Here is a 16,288-nt window from a genome sequence, read left to right as displayed (position 1 = left end):
AAGACTGGGAGAGTTGAACGAAAAAATCAAGAGAAAAGCTCACGTAAAGCAAAACTTTTCTCTTGATTTATTAGAAAGAGGAACATTTACGGAATATCCCTAATTATACTCGTATTTACTTCTTCTGACTATCTATCTCTTTCAGAAGTTCATCCACAGCCACCTTTAGTTGGGTATCCTCTCCTTTGACTACTGTTTCCGGATTATTGGCAACCTTTACATCCGGTTCCAATTGGGTATTTTCCAAATAACTGCCGTCAGGCAAACGATAACCGACGATAGGAATACCAAAAACCAGTGAAGGATCTTGTAAAGTTTCCCAAGACACACTTGTCATAGTACCCGGAACAGGCATACCGACAAGTTTGCCAATCTTTTGATGTTTATATACCCACGGAGTTCCGTGTGCATTCGAGTAGTTGGCCTCACATTGCAGCATAATGGAAGGTTTGTTCCAACGACGGCTCGGCATATCACATGCTTCACGGCCACGTACTACCTGTGTGAAGTATTTCTGACCACTGAACAGTATTTCAATATCTTCATGCAGACGGCCACCACCGTTGAAACGGGTATCAATCACAATGCCTTCGCAGTTGTTATATTTTCCCAGAATGTCCGAGTATACAGTACGGAAGCTGTCATCTCCCATCGACTGAATATGAACATATCCCAAACGTCCTTTCGACCATTTTTCAACATCTGCCGCACGTTGTTTTACCCAACGTTTGTATAACAATCCATTCAGTTGCCCGTTGGTGACCGGTATCACCACTTCTTCCCAACGCTCTTTACTTTGTGGATTGTAGATTGAAATCAATGTTTTCTTCCCTGCTTTATTATTCAGCAAGCAGGTTATGTCATTATCGAGAGTTATCTCTTCTCCATTAATCTTTTCAATGATGCAACCAGCCTTTACTTTGGTACGTGAATGATCGAACGGACCTTTTTCTATTACTTCGGCAATCTGCATTCCTTTTCCCTGATAATTCCAGTCGAACAAGAGTCCGAGATTAGAAGTGACATCTCCTTTTCCTTTGGGAGAATAACGTCCTCCGGTATGTGAAACATTCAGCTCACCCAACCACTCACTCAATAATTCTGCAAAATCATAATTGTTATCAATATGAGGCAAGAACTTACGATAAGCATTAGTCATAGCATCCCAGTCAACCCCGTGCATATTGACATTGTAGAAGCGTTTTTGATGCTGTTTGTACACATGGTCAAACATCGTTTCACGTTCGGCAGCCAAGTCCATTTTCATTTCAGCCTGATAGCTGATGGACTTCAACGCATCCGACTTGGCATCCATCTTTTGCATAATCCGGCTTCCCAACAAAAAGATATCTCCTTTTTTGTCCAACATCAACGATGCCCAACCGGTATTGAGTTTGTGCAGACGCTTCGTATCTTTTTCACGGAGATTCATTTTCCAAAGGTCATATCCATCTTCGAACGCAGAGAAATAGTAAAGATCTTCCCCGTCTTTTGAAAGTATGGCACTACCCAAGTCGGATGAATTGGGAGTCAGACGTACGATACGGTCTTCAATGCCGTTCAGCTCGACAAGTATCTCTTTTTGGTCTGCCTTATCCTTGTCGATCTTGTCTTTGTCAGCATTTCCTTTGTCTGCTTTTTCCGCCTTAGACTTCTTTCCGTCTTTCGTCTTCTCATCGTCTTTCTCCTTTGCCTTCTTCTGTTCCTTTTCAAATTCCTTGAGTAATTCGAAATCTTCCTTACTCAAACGGTAACGATCATAAGCATCCTGATTGAGAAACACCAACATCACATCTTGCTGCGATCCCCAGGAAGCGTGCGCACGCATACCATAGCGTTCGGTTTGGAAAAGAATAGCATTCCCATCGAGTACCCAACGCGGAGCACCACTGATATATCCACTATTTGTCAGATTAGTAATTGCCCCTCCCTGTGCGCTGACAATGCCTACATCCGAATAAGGATCGTGACGGTTACCTATAAATTCGAGAGTGAACCATTTACCATCGGGCGACCATTCGTAATCGAATCCACCTCCGGTGTTATACCATGTAGAACCATCCGTTACCTGACGTACCTTCTTCGTCTTCAAATCAAGTACCATCAAACGATTACGGTCTTCGATAAAAGCCAATTCTTTACCGTCCGGTGAATATTGCGGATAAGTACGTTCTACCGTTTTAGACGGTAATAATACTTCCTCTTCAATAAGAGTGGCATTAGGGAAATTCGGGTCTTCCTTACGACTTATTTTGGCGGTATAAAGTTGCCAGTTACCGGTTCGCTCGCTGGCATAAACCAGTGTCCGGTTGTCCGGAGCAAAAGAAACGGCAGCTTCTTTTGCCGGAGTATTTGTGATTTGCTTGGTGGTAGCATAATCAGTTGAAGTCACAAACACATCACCACGTACAATAAAAGCAATTTGTTTACCGTCCGGAGATACAGAAGCGGAAGTTGCTCCCTGCGAGAATTTAAGTGTAGCAAGCTGCTGTTCATCATCACGAACAAGTTCTACTTTTACTTTTTCCGGACGTGCACCAGACTTCTGTGTGTATAACTCACCATCATAGGTATAACATAAGGTACCTTTATCGCTGACAGACAAAAAACGTACCGGGTGAGTTTTGAAAGTAGTCACAGCTTTCACTTCCTGTGGAGTATTCAAAGAGAAAGTATACACATTGAAGGAACCTCCATCACGCTCACTTAAAAAATAGACAGCATTACCATCAGGTGCATACACAGGATTACGGTCCTCTCCTCCCCGGTTTGTCAGGTTCGTATGTTTTCCCGTTTGGGTATTATATAACCAAATATCTCTCGTAATGGAAGAAGTATGATGCTTTCTCCATTCATCCTCAAACCCTTTACGATCCTGATAAAGAAAATTCTTCCCTGTTTTATCAAAACAGACCAGTTCTGCAGGAGTGCCCAGCACTTGCTCGGTACGTCCGCCGGCAACAGGAACTTTATATAATTCCGTCATTGCTCCTGTAGGAAACAGGGCACTGCTTGCCGGATCCTGTATAGAAGCAGAGAAAAAGACATACTTTCCATCCGGAGTAAAAGCCGACGGTATTTCTGATGCAGAATGATAGGTCAATCGCCGGGCGGCACCTCCGTCAGCAGGCATAATAAATAAGTCAAAATTTCCATTCCGGTCACTGGCAAACGCAATTTGCTTGCCATCGGGCGACCAAACCGGATTGGCTTCATAAGAGGTTTGTGTGGTGAGTTGAACAGCTGTTCCTCCTTGTGCAGGGACTTTATAAATGTCACCCTTGTAACAAAAAACAATTTCTGATCCATCCGGTGAAATACGTGCATCACGCATCCACAAAGGAGTAATTGCATAGCTGGATAATACTAATAATACCAGCGCTAAAGAAGTTATTAGTTTCTTCATATCAAATTATTATAAATTTATTCCGATAAATCGGTTTGAATTAGTTTTCCCGTGTAATTATAAAATGTGCTGTCACCAAAGTCTTTGTAAAAGAAGGCATATTTATCCACTCCCGTACAATGACAAACGCCAATCTGTCGGGGAAGATATTCCTGTAAATAATCTGCAATGACCTGATATTTTTGTTTTTCCGCGTTATGGATATGAAAACCTCCCAGAAGTAACTTACAAGGAGATTCAGGAAAGGCAGCCTGAACCGTACGCAAAATATTGGTTATTCCCCGATGAGAACAGGCACTTAATACGGAAAATCCTTCCGGTTCCACCAATACCATCGCCAATTCATCCTGAAAAGTATCCGGTATTTTGCATCCATCTTCTTGCTGAACCCAAAAACGTTCAAAATGGGTATCTGCCTGATTTATAATATCAATAGAGGGAAAAAGGAAAACTCCGGGAAGCAGTTCGGTCTGCTCTGTAATAAAGCGGAAACGGGAACGATCGAGGTTTTGTGTATGCATCATCCCGTTCTCACGTTCATCCTTGAATTTAGGAGAAAAAACCTCACGCTTACAGACAACGGTTGCCCGCGTATTCAATTCCAAAAAATAACGTAGTCCGCCCGTATGATCGCTGTGACCATGAGATAATATCAAATAATCTACTTTTTGCAAGTCAATATGCAACAAGCGGGCGTTACGGATAAACAAGTCGGATGCTCCCGTATCGAAAAGTAATCTATGTTCTTGAGTCTCGATATATAGAGAAAGACCATGTTCTGCCTGCAATTTACGTCCATAGACACAATTCTCCACAAGAGTCGTTATTTTATAGCCCATGATACTTAGTTAGTTATCAAACGAATTATACAAAATAAAAAGTTCTGCCACAAAATTATAATAATTCTGTGGCAGAACAAGCAATCCAGTCAATTAAGTAATCGTAAAAAGGGGAAAATCTGGAAAACATAACCGTCTTTTCCAGATTTCCCGTCAGGTTTTAAAAGTTAAGTTCAAAACTATATCTCAAATATTCGAACAAATCCATTTATCATATTCTTTATGAATATCTTTAATATGGAAAACAAACAGTTACACCATCTTTCCCATATTATATGCTTCCTGCATGTAGGGAGTATCTTTAATCTCTCCTACTTTCCATGCACCGATTCCATAGACCGTCCCTTTTTCCTGTGGTCCTTCCAAGCAATCGAGGAAGCCACGGAAGCCGTCGATAGTACGCTCCATCATTGCTTTATCGTTTTCTGCTGCCGCAATAATGAAATAAAATTCCTTATTAGTTATTTCCGTATAACGTGCGCAACAGCGGTCAATCATAATCTTCATCTGCCCGGACATAGTATAGAAATAAACCGGGGTTGCCATTACAATCACATCGGCAGCAATCATCTTCTCCACGATTTCCGCTGCATCATCTTTCTGTGGACAGGGTTTACCGTACATACTGCAAACACTGCATCCCGTACAAGGATGAACCGTTTTGTCTTTCAGAAAAATCTTCTCTACTTCATTGCCCGCCTCGATAGCACCTTTCATAAATTCATCACAAAGCAAATCCGAATTACCACCTTTACGTGGACTGGACGAAATTATCAAAACTTTTTTAGCCATAACTTTCTTTTATTACTTTTTATTTTCAGAATTCTTTTTATCAATGATTCATGTTGCAAAAATAGACAAATAAAGGTATCCTGCATGTAGATAAATTACAGAGAAAGATACCATAATTACAGATTCTATATTTTGCATTCGTTTTAACAACTTTCTTGTATATAGTTATTCTACAAATAGTTCTGAAAGTTTCTTTCACTAATATATAATTTATATCTTTGCCCGTGATACAGACAACATGATACAATGAAAAAAATACAACTGACCGACTCACATAAAGAAAAGCTGTTTCAAATCCCCTTATTCAGGGATTTACCTTTAAACATCAAAGAGTCCTTATTGGAAAAGCTGGATTTTGTAATCTATGCGGCTAATAAAAAAGAGATAGTCGTTACACAAGGAACACCCTGCAACAAGTTATTTGTACTTTTGGAAGGAAAACTACGTACAGATATTATTGACGGATTAGGTAATGAGGTGATGATTGAATACATTATCGCTCCACGTACCTTCGCCACTCCTCATCTTTTTAATTCGAACAATACTTTGCCGGCTACTTTCACTGCTCTTGAGGACAGTGTGATACTTATGGCAACCAAAGATTCAACCTTCAAAGTAATTAGTCAGGACCCACAAGTTCTTCATAATTTTCTTTGTATCGCAGGTAATTGTAACATCTGTACCGTATCCCGTCTGAAACCTCTTTCACGCAAAACCGTACGGGAAAGGTTCATTGTCTATCTATACGAACATAAGAAAAAAGATGCGTTAGTAGTAGATATCATGCACACCCAATCCCAGCTCGCCGAATATTTAAATGTGTCACGCCCTGCTCTATCTAAAGAAATCAATAAGATGATGAAAGAAGGACTCGTCATCATGGAAGGAAAACGAATCGAGATTTTAGATAAAACAACTTTGGAAAAGTATCTGTAACGACGTATTTAGAAAAATATCCGTAACAACAGACGTAACAATAAGAGTGTACTATCAAGAAGTGGTTAAAACAAAAAATCATCCTCACTTCAGATATACTGTAGTAAGGATGATTTTATAAATTCAAAAACTTTCAAAAACTCTCTCTTTATTTAAATTCTATCTATTCCCTTGGATTTACCACTTCACAAACAATATCTTCGGATTAATATTCAACGATAGCCAACCCCAATCCTGCCAGCTTTTATGATTGCCGGTTTTCACAGCGTCCATCGTCTTCGTGCCACGCATAAAAGAATATCCGGCAGAGAGTTTCACATCTTTCATGATCGACCAGTTTATCTGATAATCGACTTCCGAACCTAAATATTTCTTCAAGTCCTGAACCTTTACGGCTGTGCTAAAGTAGTGATAATTAAGTTCCATATCCACTTTGTCAGAAGCACGGAAACGGCCTCCGATACGGGCATCCATCAATCCAGGGGCATAACCGTTCGCAAAGGTAGAAGCATAAAAATAATCCATTGCTCCATAGAATTTATGATGAGTTCCATAAAGAGGATCGAAAGCTTTGTACTTACCGCCATTTCCCTTATCACCACTTAGATAATCAAAGCTAGCCACAGCTCCCCATGTATGGTCAAACGTATAAGCAGCCTGTATGCTTCCCATCAAAGCTGAAACTTTATCAGCAGTTTTATTCTTACCCATCTGATAGTAGAAAGCACCATCCAGATTCCAGTTACTGTTCTTATAAGTGAGGTAGGTTCCCATTGTTTGTAAGTAACGGGTGTGAGAATCATCCGTAGCTTTATCGCCCGTTTCCAATCCCAAGTTCATAAACAATAAAGAAGCCCCGAACGGAACATTGTCCGCCTTATAGTGATACCAAACGGTTTGCATATTCTTATAAGGCTGTCCCGTAGAAGAATCATAGTAAGTGCCTCCGCTTGTTCTATTGTCATTATTCTGATTAAAAGCAAGAATCAAATGCACTTCATTATTTTTGTTGGCATACCCCAGCTTCAACGCATCGTGGTAACGACCCGCTACATTCCAGTCCAATCCTCCCAAAATACGTTCATCATCATAAATCAACGACTGACGTCCCAGTTGGGCAAAGAATCCTTCGCCAAAGTTCATCTTTGCCCAAGCCTCATTCAGCATAAAACGCCCGTTCTTTTCAATCTGCGGGTCCTGTCCCCAGACACCTACATGCTGTGCCGACATCTTCAGTTCCAGATCCGAACGTTTATAATCCATCGACAAACGCGCGCGGTTATTGATGAAGGACGTAGGAGCCACCCCTTCATCCCGTGGAGTCAAGGCACCGTTCCGATACTCTGCACGAGGTCTGATTTGCATAGACATCGTAAATTCATTCTCTTTCTCAGTGTTTTGTGTGTATGCCATGCTTGGCAATAGCATAAGCAAGAATGACCAATAAAATGTTTTCATTGATAGTGCAGTTTAAATGATTCGATATTTCAATTCAAATTATACGTATGTACACTGACTCCTTGTGCGGACGGAAGATAATTGATTCCATACCAACACATTTGTAATAAGACAAAAGAGACCAATAAAATAACCAATGCCGGACGTGCCTTCAATGGCTTTCCCAATCTGAAATGGATATATGCCAGATAAGCAAACCAAGTCGCCGCTGCCCAGGTTTCTTTCGGGTCCCAAGCCCAGTAGTGTCCCCAGGCTTCTTTCGCCCAGATAGCTCCTGTAAGCATACCTAATGTCATAAATGCCAGACCTACATAAGTGAGGTTATCACACAAATCCATTTCTTTCCGTTCAATCTTTTTCTTCTTGAACCAAAGCAGATAGACAGCCATCACCGTCGCCGCTCCCAACATAGCGTAAGCAAACATATACACAATGACATGAGGAGCAAACCACGGACTTTGCAAAGCAGGCATCAACGTTTTATTGTGAATCTCCGGTTTGAAGATATTGATACAGATAAAGACGAACGAAAGGATGCAACTGAAACTAAGAATCCATTTGTACTTCCAACGTATGTATGTTATCAATCCCGCCAACGGAAGGAAGAAAGAATACCACAGCCGGGTCTCCCCCATGGTCCGCATCGGAGGGCGTTCCAATGAAATCCACATTCCGATAATGAAGCTGAAAAAAATAGCCAACCCTAAGAAAGTAAATCCGTAAGCCCATCCCGGTTTTGTTCCTTTCCAGGCAGCAAAAGCTCCTAAAGCCCAACAAACCAGTGCAGCTATTGCAAATAATATAAAGTACTCCCAATTCATGCTTTGTCCTCCTCTTTTCTCTTTTGTGCACTGACGAACAAGCAGACAGCTCCTGCCATCATCATTATAATTCCTGCGTAAACGAACGGTAGCCACGGATCGCGAACCAGTTCGAAGACACTGACATCACTCCATCGTCCTTTTGTCTCATCGTAGCTAAGTTGATAGATTTTCCATCCTTCTATCTCCATCGGACGGTTCACTTCAATGGTGCCTTCCGTTATCGTTCCTTCTTGTGTATAGATTTTCACTTCCGACGCAAATCGCTGCGGTTCCCGTTCCGGCATCACAAGACTGGTCAAAGAATCCAGCCGGATTGCCTTATAAGGAAAAAGAAAACTGCCACAGCTTACCCAGCCTTCTTTTGTTGTTTGATTCTTCTGATTGACAGCTTTCAGGTAAACAGCATAAGTTGCTCCCATCGAATGAAATTCTGTAAACTTCAAGGTATCTTCAGTAGCCACAGAAGCTGCCATCGGGATAGATTGTTCGATTGTCAATTGCCAGTCCTGCAATGTTCCCTTTATCACTCCCTCTTCCAGCAATACATGTTCAGGAGATTTTTCGGGAAGCGTACGCCCGGTTTCGTTGTCAATCAGCATCAGTTTTGGAGGATATTCGTCGATAGTAAAATCCTTCAGTTCGATAGCCAATGGAAGTTCAATCAGTTGACCTTTATCGTCAGTAGCCCGCCATTCGGCATTGCCCATGCGGGTTGTCATTTTCAACCGTTGCATATCGGCGTTTCCTAAAGTGGCCGCTATCAACGCGACGAATAATCCGATATGATTGAGAAGGAACGAAAGTCGTCTCCACTTAAAAGGAAAGCTGGCACGAAGTATCGTCAGTCCCAATGCAGTGACCATCCAAAAGTAAAGCAGAACGAAAGGCCAGGATGCAATCATCTGTGAGAATCCCAGCAAATCCGTTGAAGCATTTGGAGCATGACCGGAAGGAGCTTGCCGGATAAGTCCCATAACTACTGTCATGCCGACCGCCCACAACAAAGCGGAGACGGCAGCGGAATAATGGCTTAACCAACTGAATAAATACACACGTTTACGAAGAAGGTGCATGGCTATCAAGGCAACGATATAAACCAGCAGCACAATCACGTTGACCGGACAGGCAAACAAATCCCAGTTAATAGCACCCACTGTCATTTGCAGCAATATGCCTATTATCAGTAATCCTGCGCCAATCGTCAGCCCTTCTTTATAACTCCACGGTTTGCTCCACATATATATCTATGCTTATATTTGTTTTATATCTGCGCCAAACGTCCATTTTCTTTCGCTTTCTCCAACCAGGCGGGAACCGTTGTTTTCAAGAATTTCTCTTTCGCAGCTCTTTCAGCGTCCATATCCAAGCCGATATATTCCTGTGCTTTTGCCTTCGTCGAGATGTCCGGCATCGGAACATCACCAGTGTATCCGTTCTTCGCCAATACTTTGGATACAGCAAGACGGGCTTGCATAGCACGGTCGAGTCCGTGAGAAAGGATTCTCTGAATTTCCTGCGGTGCATGGAAAGAGCCGCCGTGTGAAGCCACTCCGAAATCCCAACGCCATTGTGCCTGACGAATCAGTGCGAGCACATCTTTCATCTGTGCTTCCGTAGCACCCTTATCCCAAGCAAATTTAGCTTCGATATGCGCCTTTGCCAATTCCTGTTCCAGACGGTTACGGATTTCATTCGCTTTACGTTGGCGTTCGTATACGTTATTGCGCAAAGTCTCTTCGCTCTCACGATGGCAAACCTGGCAGGTACGATCAATCATAGCCAACGGACTCTGAATGTGGTGATCGCTGAATTTCACACCGCCTTCACTCTTATACGGCATGTGGCAATCGGCACAAGAAACACCTCTTTGCCCATGAATACCCATTTGAGCAATCTCATAATCAGGATGCTGTGCTTTCAGAATCGGAGTACGACTCAATTTATGGATATAATCATAGAACCCGGCCTCATCATAATAAGCCTCCATATCTTCTACCGTGAAACCTTTATCCCAAGGGAAAGTCAGGTATTTGCCATCACCTTTGAAGAAATATTCAACGTGACATTGCGCACAGACCAATGAGCGCATTTCTTGCAGAGTAGCTTTGGTGATGTCTTTACCCTGACGTTGGAAAGCCTCAATCAGAGCCGGACGACTAATATGAAGATTCATTGTTTCCGGGTCGTGGCAATCAGAACAGCCAATCGGATTTACGATTTCGGCCCCCATAGCTCCCCATTTATTATTATAGAAAGAATCGACACCCAATGCTTCCATCATACGGGGAACATCCGGACTTTTACAAGTCCAGCAAGTAGACGGTTGCGGACCATCCGTCGGGTTCACAGGTGCACCGGTACGTAACGATGCCGTAATATCCTCAATAGCATGCATGTGCCCCCGTGGAGTAGAATAATCTTTAGAGAAAGCGTATCCCGCCCATAGAATCACCATTTCAGGACGTTTTTCCAAGGCATCCACAGCTATATTCCCATTAAATTCGCTTTCAAAGTCAGTCTTTGCAGTTTCCGTCCAAGTTTGATATTCACGGGGGAAATCATCCTTGAATAGTTCATTTCGCGCTTCAATCCCCTTGATGACGTTTTTACGGTTGTTGAAAATGCTGGCAACTTCCGCCCTCCGTTCCATCAACGCAGAAACGCATAATCCCAAAACAAATACAACGACCATTGAACCTCCGAACAACAGCCATCCTTGCCATGATTTTAATTTCTTTTCCATTGTATATCGGTTTTATTATTTTATTACGTATTTCATTTCCTATTTATCTTTCTGATTCACCATCTTCCGGAGCCATTCGGGAACGGGCGATTCCGGAAGAGGAACAATAGCTCCCGGAGTGCCGGACAGAGAGTTTTTTCCACCATGAGGAACATCACGATGGCAATCCCAGCAAGCCTTCCCCTCTCCTACTTGTGACATCATATAATCAATCTTCCCCGTCTTCACAAATTCCGTATTGAGTTGTGTATGACAGCGAATACAATTATTCATTATCACTTCGGAACTGGCTTCATGAGCCTGAATCACCTGCGGCTCGCTTTTGGTAAGAAATGCAGCTACGTGTTTCATTCCGTCCATCCCTTTAAAGGTCCATTTTTTCACAGCATTTTCATGCGGCACATGACAATCATTGCAGGTGGCATTCCGGGCATGTGAGCTATGAAACCAAGTTGCATAGTAAGGAGTCATAATATGACAGTTCACACAGGCAGCCGGGTCATCTCCAAGATAGGTATGCGCCCGGAGCATGTACATAAACAATGCCCCTCCACCCACAATAACACCGCCAATGATGACAGCCGCTACTTTCCATTTAAAAGAAGGAAAGAATCGATTTATTATTGGAAACTTCATCATACGAAATAGAATTTTTCACAAAAGTAAAGGATTGGAAACAAAAAAGGTGTAATATCTATTACACCTTTCGAAAGAAAAAATACTCTTTATACAAAAAACAGCCTATCTATCGTCCTGTAGCCAACAGATATTCCAGTTCCTTTATATAGTTGTCTATTCATTATGATGGTGGTCTTCATCTTCCACCTCATTGCTCAATTTAATATTGCGCGCGATATAAGATTCGTTGCCTGCGGCATCTGTGCAATAAACCATCAAATGATAATCCCCTGCAGTCGCATTGGCTGGTATTACAATATCGTGATGATGAATATGTGCTGTTTTCTGTCCTGACACATCATACGATCTGTTAAAACTAAAATCTACTGTTTCCTGCACAGCCCTACTATTACCGCCGTGTGAATGATGGTCGAAATTGCTATGAATTTCGATCTTATAGGATTTCAGCATAACATCATCCGACAAATCCATTTCAAAATGAACTCCATGTTCGTTTCCGATCTCCAATGCCTGACCTTCTTCCGGTTCATGAAGTTCAATCAAAGGTTTGATCGTATCGCTGGAGTCATCATTATCACAAGAGGAAAACATGAAAGTAACTGTTGCCAAAAGGCTAACCATTGGGAGATAAAATTTATTTTTCATTTCAGTAATTTTTTAAATGGAACTTTGATTAATATCTGGAAGTTACGTCCCGGTTCGGGAATCTCAACTTTCCTGTAAAAACTAAGATGATTGTAATATCGGGTATTGAATATATTCCGGGCGGTCAGGGTAATTTCAATTTCATTATTTCCACCTATCGGAATGTTTAAAGATCCGCCCAAATGGAAGAGATTTGCTCCGGCTGTACGGTCTTCGTTACGGTCCACTCTATTTTGCCGAGCAATGCTCTGCCATTCTGCATACAACATATACCGGTTCTTTTGCCAGGTTAATGTATTGCGCATAACAGGTGGCGGCGAGAAACTCAATGGAATATGTTCATCACAATTATAGGTGTAAACGTATTCAGCGGAAATCCGATAATTGAAGTTACGCAGAAAATCAACATCTACGGTAGCTTCAGTTCCTGCGAACAGTGCTTCCGCTCCGGTATAGCGATAGATTTGTCCGGCATGAGGCAATACAGACCACTCTCCGGTAGGACGCAGAAAGATGTAATTGCTGAACCAACTGACAAATGGAGAGACGGAGAAAGAAATTCTCCGGTACTTCAGATGATAAGAAGCGTCCAGTTGCCAGCCCTGTTCCGATTTTAAATTGGCATCTCCCTGTTCATGGCGGAAAGTGCCGTGATGTACTCCGTTGGCAGCCAACTCATTCGCACCGGGCAGGCGGAAACTACGCCCGATATTCACCTTTACCAGATGCTTGTCGGAGGGAGTCCATACCAATCCCAGAGAAAGAGAATAATCACCATAGTGTTTTTTCACCTGGTGACTGTTCCACTTATAAAGGTCTATCTGTTCCTGGGTATATCCCTGTTTTTGAAGATAATCGGCAAGGTAAACATCTTCATGCAAAGAAATATTTATGTATCCGTAGTCATACCGAGCTCCTCCGCTGACGGAGAGCACATTGTTAGGTCTGTACGTTGTAAGCCAGAGCATTCCGGTGGTGGAACGGTGATATTCGGGCAATAAAAACGAATAGCCGGCAATGTCATTCCGTTGATGCTGTCCATCCCACCCCAATGTATGTTCCCATGAAGAAGATCCGATAAAACGAGCTTTCACTGAAGCACTGAAGGTGTTCAGATTAAATGCGAGTTCTTTGTCGGGGTCTTTCTCTGGTGCGGGTTGCGAGCCATAGTGAGTATGGAAAGCACTCCATTCTTCACGGTGATTGTTCTGGAAACCCAAATCACCTGACAAGATCAGTTTCTCCCACGCATATTGCTGATGGATGGTCACCTTCAGGTGATTCACTTTGCTATAAGGCAATTCGATATTACGGCTATCTCCATCATCTTCCACACGGGACGCATCGGGTATGCCATGCGCTCCGGGGAAGAAACCTGTCTTTTGATAGACATTACTCACGGAGAAATTCGCTCTATATGCCCTTCGCTGATATTGGGTAAAGAGTCCGATATTGCGTTCAATGCCTGCTGTATTCTTCAGTTTACGCCCATAGATGGGGATTCTCTGTGTCAGGTAGACAATAGAATCCGTAGGAATATGATAGTCGCCGAAGTGCTGTTCCGAATAACGAATGTGAGAGTACCAGGCATTTTTTTTGATTCCCAGCATCAGTGATCCTCCGACGGTTCCATTGACTGATTTACCAAGCAGTGTGACATCTCCAAACACCCGATTATCCATAGGCACGGCCGGTGGAACGACATCTATCACTCCTCCCATCGCATCACTACCATAAAGCAATGAGGAAGGGCCTTTCAATACATTGACCGCTCCGATGTTGAAAGCATCCAGCTCTAAACCGTGGTCGGCTCCCCATTGTTGTCCTTCCTGCTTGATTCCGTTTTCCAATACAGCAATCCGGTTGAATCCCATTCCGCGAATCATCGGTTTGGAAAATCCCGAACCGATATCCATTGCCTGCACTCCGGGAATGTTCTCCATCGCTTGCATGAAGTTTCCTGTAAAATGTTTGCGCAGAAAATCCTGATCTGCTATATCAACCGTAAGGGCAGACTTTTTCACTTGACGCTGCTGGTACGTTTCGGTCACCACAACATCAGGCAAAAGCATACTCTTGATTGAATCGGATTTCTGTGCATGGACGGATAAGGTTATAAATACCCCTATTACGCCCGAAATAATTCCGATACGCATCAATTACAATCTTTTATATAATGTGCAAAATGAATAGGAGGACAGATTGAAGGTCAATCTATCTCCTTTGAAAATATGATTATGTAATCAAGCAACGGGAGGTCCGCGTAAATGATGCGAATAAGTTCGTTTGCAAACAACCTTATCCTGATAAATAACCGGCTCGTATGGGACGAGCGTCAATGTACAATGAAATTCTACCGGTTGAGGTTCCGTAAAAAGAGAAAGGGAGTATTTACATATCGCACAATCATCAGAAGGATTATGGGAATGTTTTGCATGGGAACATGATGTCTCATCTTCACTTCCATGATAGTGAAAGGTTTTCACCACAAAGAAGGGAATGAATGTCATCAACAACACCCACGCTATATATACCTTTATGTTTCTCTTTTGATACATTCTCCCTCTATTGATAATATAGAATAGCGAGGACAAATATAGATGTATGAAAGAGAAGGTGCAAATTATCAGGCTTAATATGTGTTATCGTGAACGATCAAAAAGAATCAATAACACACCCTATTCGATTTTAATCTCTTTCAATGCCAAAATGGAGATATACACAACTATGCCAATAGAATATTACGCATTATTTTATCAGGAAAAGCCATATAATATTTATCTTTTAAAGTTATCACTCCATAAAAGAATAAAATAATAGGATAAAATCTTATATCAAAAACTCTCTGTTTATCAAGCTTCTTTGAGAGGTCAGAGAAATTATAAGGCAACTCATCATCAATAATCAATGCATCCAACATCGCTTTCGCGTTATCCAGTGAAAGGGTAAGCCGACGAATCCAATTAATATCGGTACGTAGATTTTCATCCACCAGTTCGTCGGGAATACTACCGGCATTGGCCGCAAACTTCTTGAAGAAATAAGTCAAGATAGTAGCATTGAACAACCGGTCACCATTGGGACGGAAACGATAACCATCATAGTTACTTACAATTAGCTGCCAGATTTCATCAAAACGTTCTTGTCCTGTGGAGTATTTATCAAGTACATAACGTAAATATGTTTCTGTCTCTTCGTATGTAAACCCGAGCATATTCAGGAAATTGGGTTCCAATGTCAATATCTCTGCTATGTTATATCCACTGGTCAAATCATCCATCGTAACAGGTAATACACCTGTACAGAAACAGGTACGGATACTCCCCTCACCTATTCCGGCTTTTATCACTTTAAAGAAAGTACGCAAAAAACTGTCATTCGTCGTCACTTCCTCATAAAGCGGATCGTTGTATGCTGTAAGCAGCTGATTAGTGAAGTTATCATATTCATCAATCAATAGATAAACTTTTGGAAATTCATGAGAACGAGCATAATTAAGAACTTCTTCCAACATTTTGGAAGCGTCTCCCCGAGTAGTAAACTGAAAATCACCGAACAAATCTCTGTTATGCTCTACCATCACATCTACCGGGCCACAGTTCAAATCATTAAAGTTTTGAGCCAATCCTTCAATAGTATCCGCCATTACCATTTTCGAAAAATCGTAGCGAATAATCATATAACTGTTATGCTCTTTTGTCGGATGGTTACCTATCCAGGTTCCCCCAAACAGTTCTTCAAACCGATGCGCTTTTGTACGGTCATAATAGCAAGCTAATGTAGAAACCAACAAACTTTTTCCAAAACGACGGGGACGGAGAAATACAGGAGCATTATAATCCTCTAATTTAGGAATATAATCAGTCTTATCAACATAATAAAAACCACGTTCACGCAAATCTATGAAATCCGCTACTGCATAAGGAATAGTTATTCTTGCCATAATCTTACTATTTTCTCTATATACAAACAAAGGTACAAAATTGTTAGCAAAAAGAAGGACAAT

General features: G+C 41.9%; 12 protein-coding genes and 1 pseudogene. 1 reads left to right on the top strand and 12 read right to left on the bottom strand.

The window, feature by feature from the left end; translation table 11 throughout:
• Positions 1 to 115 precede the first annotated feature (115 nt).
• The 3 genes from DW173_RS22145 to DW173_RS22135 form a co-directional block, all read right to left on the bottom strand.
• Positions 116 to 3,406, bottom strand: coding sequence for a S41 family peptidase (locus tag DW173_RS22145; RefSeq protein ID WP_120145241.1), 3,291 nt, complete (start codon positions 3,404 to 3,406; stop codon positions 116 to 118).
• A 17-nt stretch (positions 3,407 to 3,423) separates the two neighbouring features.
• The gene (locus DW173_RS22140) at positions 3,424 to 4,245 is read right to left on the bottom strand and encodes an MBL fold metallo-hydrolase (protein ID WP_117810965.1); all 822 of its coding nucleotides are present in this window, start codon (positions 4,243 to 4,245) and stop codon (positions 3,424 to 3,426) included.
• A gap of 252 nt (positions 4,246 to 4,497) precedes the next feature.
• The gene (locus tag DW173_RS22135; protein WP_004317688.1) at positions 4,498 to 5,037 is read right to left on the bottom strand and encodes a flavodoxin family protein; all 540 of its coding nucleotides are present in this window, start codon (positions 5,035 to 5,037) and stop codon (positions 4,498 to 4,500) included.
• A 246-nt stretch (positions 5,038 to 5,283) separates the two neighbouring features.
• Here DW173_RS22135 and DW173_RS22130 point away from each other — a divergent pair, with 246 nt between their 5' ends.
• Complete coding sequence (locus DW173_RS22130) at positions 5,284 to 5,973, top strand: Crp/Fnr family transcriptional regulator (protein WP_074708081.1); 690 nt, start codon at positions 5,284 to 5,286, stop codon at positions 5,971 to 5,973.
• A 177-nt stretch (positions 5,974 to 6,150) separates the two neighbouring features.
• Here DW173_RS22130 and DW173_RS22125 read toward each other — a convergent pair whose 3' ends face one another.
• The 9 genes and pseudogenes from DW173_RS22125 to DW173_RS22085 form a co-directional block, all read right to left on the bottom strand.
• The gene (locus DW173_RS22125) at positions 6,151 to 7,431 is read right to left on the bottom strand and encodes an alginate export family protein (protein ID WP_049702493.1); all 1,281 of its coding nucleotides are present in this window, start codon (positions 7,429 to 7,431) and stop codon (positions 6,151 to 6,153) included.
• Positions 7,432 to 7,460: 29 nt separating this feature from the next.
• The gene (locus tag DW173_RS22120) at positions 7,461 to 8,252 is read right to left on the bottom strand and encodes a cytochrome c biogenesis protein (protein ID WP_009039865.1); all 792 of its coding nucleotides are present in this window, start codon (positions 8,250 to 8,252) and stop codon (positions 7,461 to 7,463) included.
• Positions 8,249 to 9,493, bottom strand: coding sequence for a cytochrome c biogenesis protein ResB (locus DW173_RS22115; RefSeq protein ID WP_120145240.1), 1,245 nt, complete (start codon positions 9,491 to 9,493; stop codon positions 8,249 to 8,251). Before DW173_RS22115 ends, DW173_RS22120 begins: the two co-directional genes overlap by 4 nt.
• 23 nt (positions 9,494 to 9,516) lie before the next feature.
• Positions 9,517 to 10,998, bottom strand: a complete 1,482-nt coding sequence (nrfA, locus tag DW173_RS22110; protein ID WP_120145239.1) for an ammonia-forming cytochrome c nitrite reductase — start codon at positions 10,996 to 10,998, stop codon at positions 9,517 to 9,519.
• A gap of 39 nt (positions 10,999 to 11,037) precedes the next feature.
• Positions 11,038 to 11,637 carry a cytochrome c nitrite reductase small subunit gene (nrfH, locus tag DW173_RS22105; RefSeq protein ID WP_008019659.1) on the bottom strand — a complete coding sequence of 200 codons (600 nt, stop codon included), beginning with the start codon at positions 11,635 to 11,637 and terminating at the stop codon, positions 11,038 to 11,040.
• A 153-nt stretch (positions 11,638 to 11,790) separates the two neighbouring features.
• The gene (locus DW173_RS22100; RefSeq protein WP_004313310.1) at positions 11,791 to 12,282 is read right to left on the bottom strand and encodes a DUF4625 domain-containing protein; all 492 of its coding nucleotides are present in this window, start codon (positions 12,280 to 12,282) and stop codon (positions 11,791 to 11,793) included.
• Positions 12,279 to 14,438 carry a TonB-dependent receptor gene (locus tag DW173_RS22095; protein ID WP_120145238.1) on the bottom strand — a complete coding sequence of 720 codons (2,160 nt, stop codon included), beginning with the start codon at positions 14,436 to 14,438 and terminating at the stop codon, positions 12,279 to 12,281. Before DW173_RS22095 ends, DW173_RS22100 begins: the two co-directional genes overlap by 4 nt.
• An 87-nt stretch (positions 14,439 to 14,525) precedes the next feature.
• The gene (locus DW173_RS24440; RefSeq protein ID WP_032842109.1) at positions 14,526 to 14,840 is read right to left on the bottom strand and encodes a hypothetical protein; all 315 of its coding nucleotides are present in this window, start codon (positions 14,838 to 14,840) and stop codon (positions 14,526 to 14,528) included.
• Positions 14,841 to 15,013: 173 nt separating this feature from the next.
• Positions 15,014 to 16,225: pseudogene (locus DW173_RS22085) on the bottom strand (AAA family ATPase); the annotation flags it as partial.
• Positions 16,226 to 16,288: the final 63 nt, after the last annotated feature.

It is taken from the genome of Bacteroides sp. AM16-13 (assembly GCF_003602705.1).
Lineage (GTDB): Bacteria > Bacteroidota > Bacteroidia > Bacteroidales > Bacteroidaceae > Bacteroides > Bacteroides xylanisolvens.
This window is presented reverse-complemented; position numbering and strand designations above follow the sequence as displayed.

Bases quoted from the DNA above. Each gene is read 5' to 3' on its own strand.
- DW173_RS22100 (WP_004313310.1), bottom strand. From the start codon at position 12,282: ATGAAAAATAAATTTTATCTCCCAATGGTTAGCCTTTTGGCAACAGTT.
- DW173_RS22115 (WP_120145240.1), bottom strand. From the start codon at position 9,493: ATGTGGAGCAAACCGTGGAGTTATAAAGAAGGGCTGACGATTGGCGCA.
- DW173_RS22135 (WP_004317688.1), bottom strand. From the start codon at position 5,037: ATGGCTAAAAAAGTTTTGATAATTTCGTCCAGTCCACGTAAAGGTGGT.
- DW173_RS22145 (WP_120145241.1), bottom strand. From the start codon at position 3,406: ATGAAGAAACTAATAACTTCTTTAGCGCTGGTATTATTAGTATTATCC.
- DW173_RS24440 (WP_032842109.1), bottom strand. From the start codon at position 14,840: ATGTATCAAAAGAGAAACATAAAGGTATATATAGCGTGGGTGTTGTTG.
- DW173_RS22095 (WP_120145238.1), bottom strand. From the start codon at position 14,438: ATGCGTATCGGAATTATTTCGGGCGTAATAGGGGTATTTATAACCTTA.
- DW173_RS22130 (WP_074708081.1), top strand. From the start codon at position 5,284: ATGAAAAAAATACAACTGACCGACTCACATAAAGAAAAGCTGTTTCAA.
- DW173_RS22120 (WP_009039865.1), bottom strand. From the start codon at position 8,252: ATGAATTGGGAGTACTTTATATTATTTGCAATAGCTGCACTGGTTTGT.
- DW173_RS22140 (WP_117810965.1), bottom strand. From the start codon at position 4,245: ATGGGCTATAAAATAACGACTCTTGTGGAGAATTGTGTCTATGGACGT.
- DW173_RS22125 (WP_049702493.1), bottom strand. From the start codon at position 7,431: ATGAAAACATTTTATTGGTCATTCTTGCTTATGCTATTGCCAAGCATG.
- nrfH (WP_008019659.1), bottom strand. From the start codon at position 11,637: ATGATGAAGTTTCCAATAATAAATCGATTCTTTCCTTCTTTTAAATGG.
- nrfA (WP_120145239.1), bottom strand. From the start codon at position 10,998: ATGGAAAAGAAATTAAAATCATGGCAAGGATGGCTGTTGTTCGGAGGT.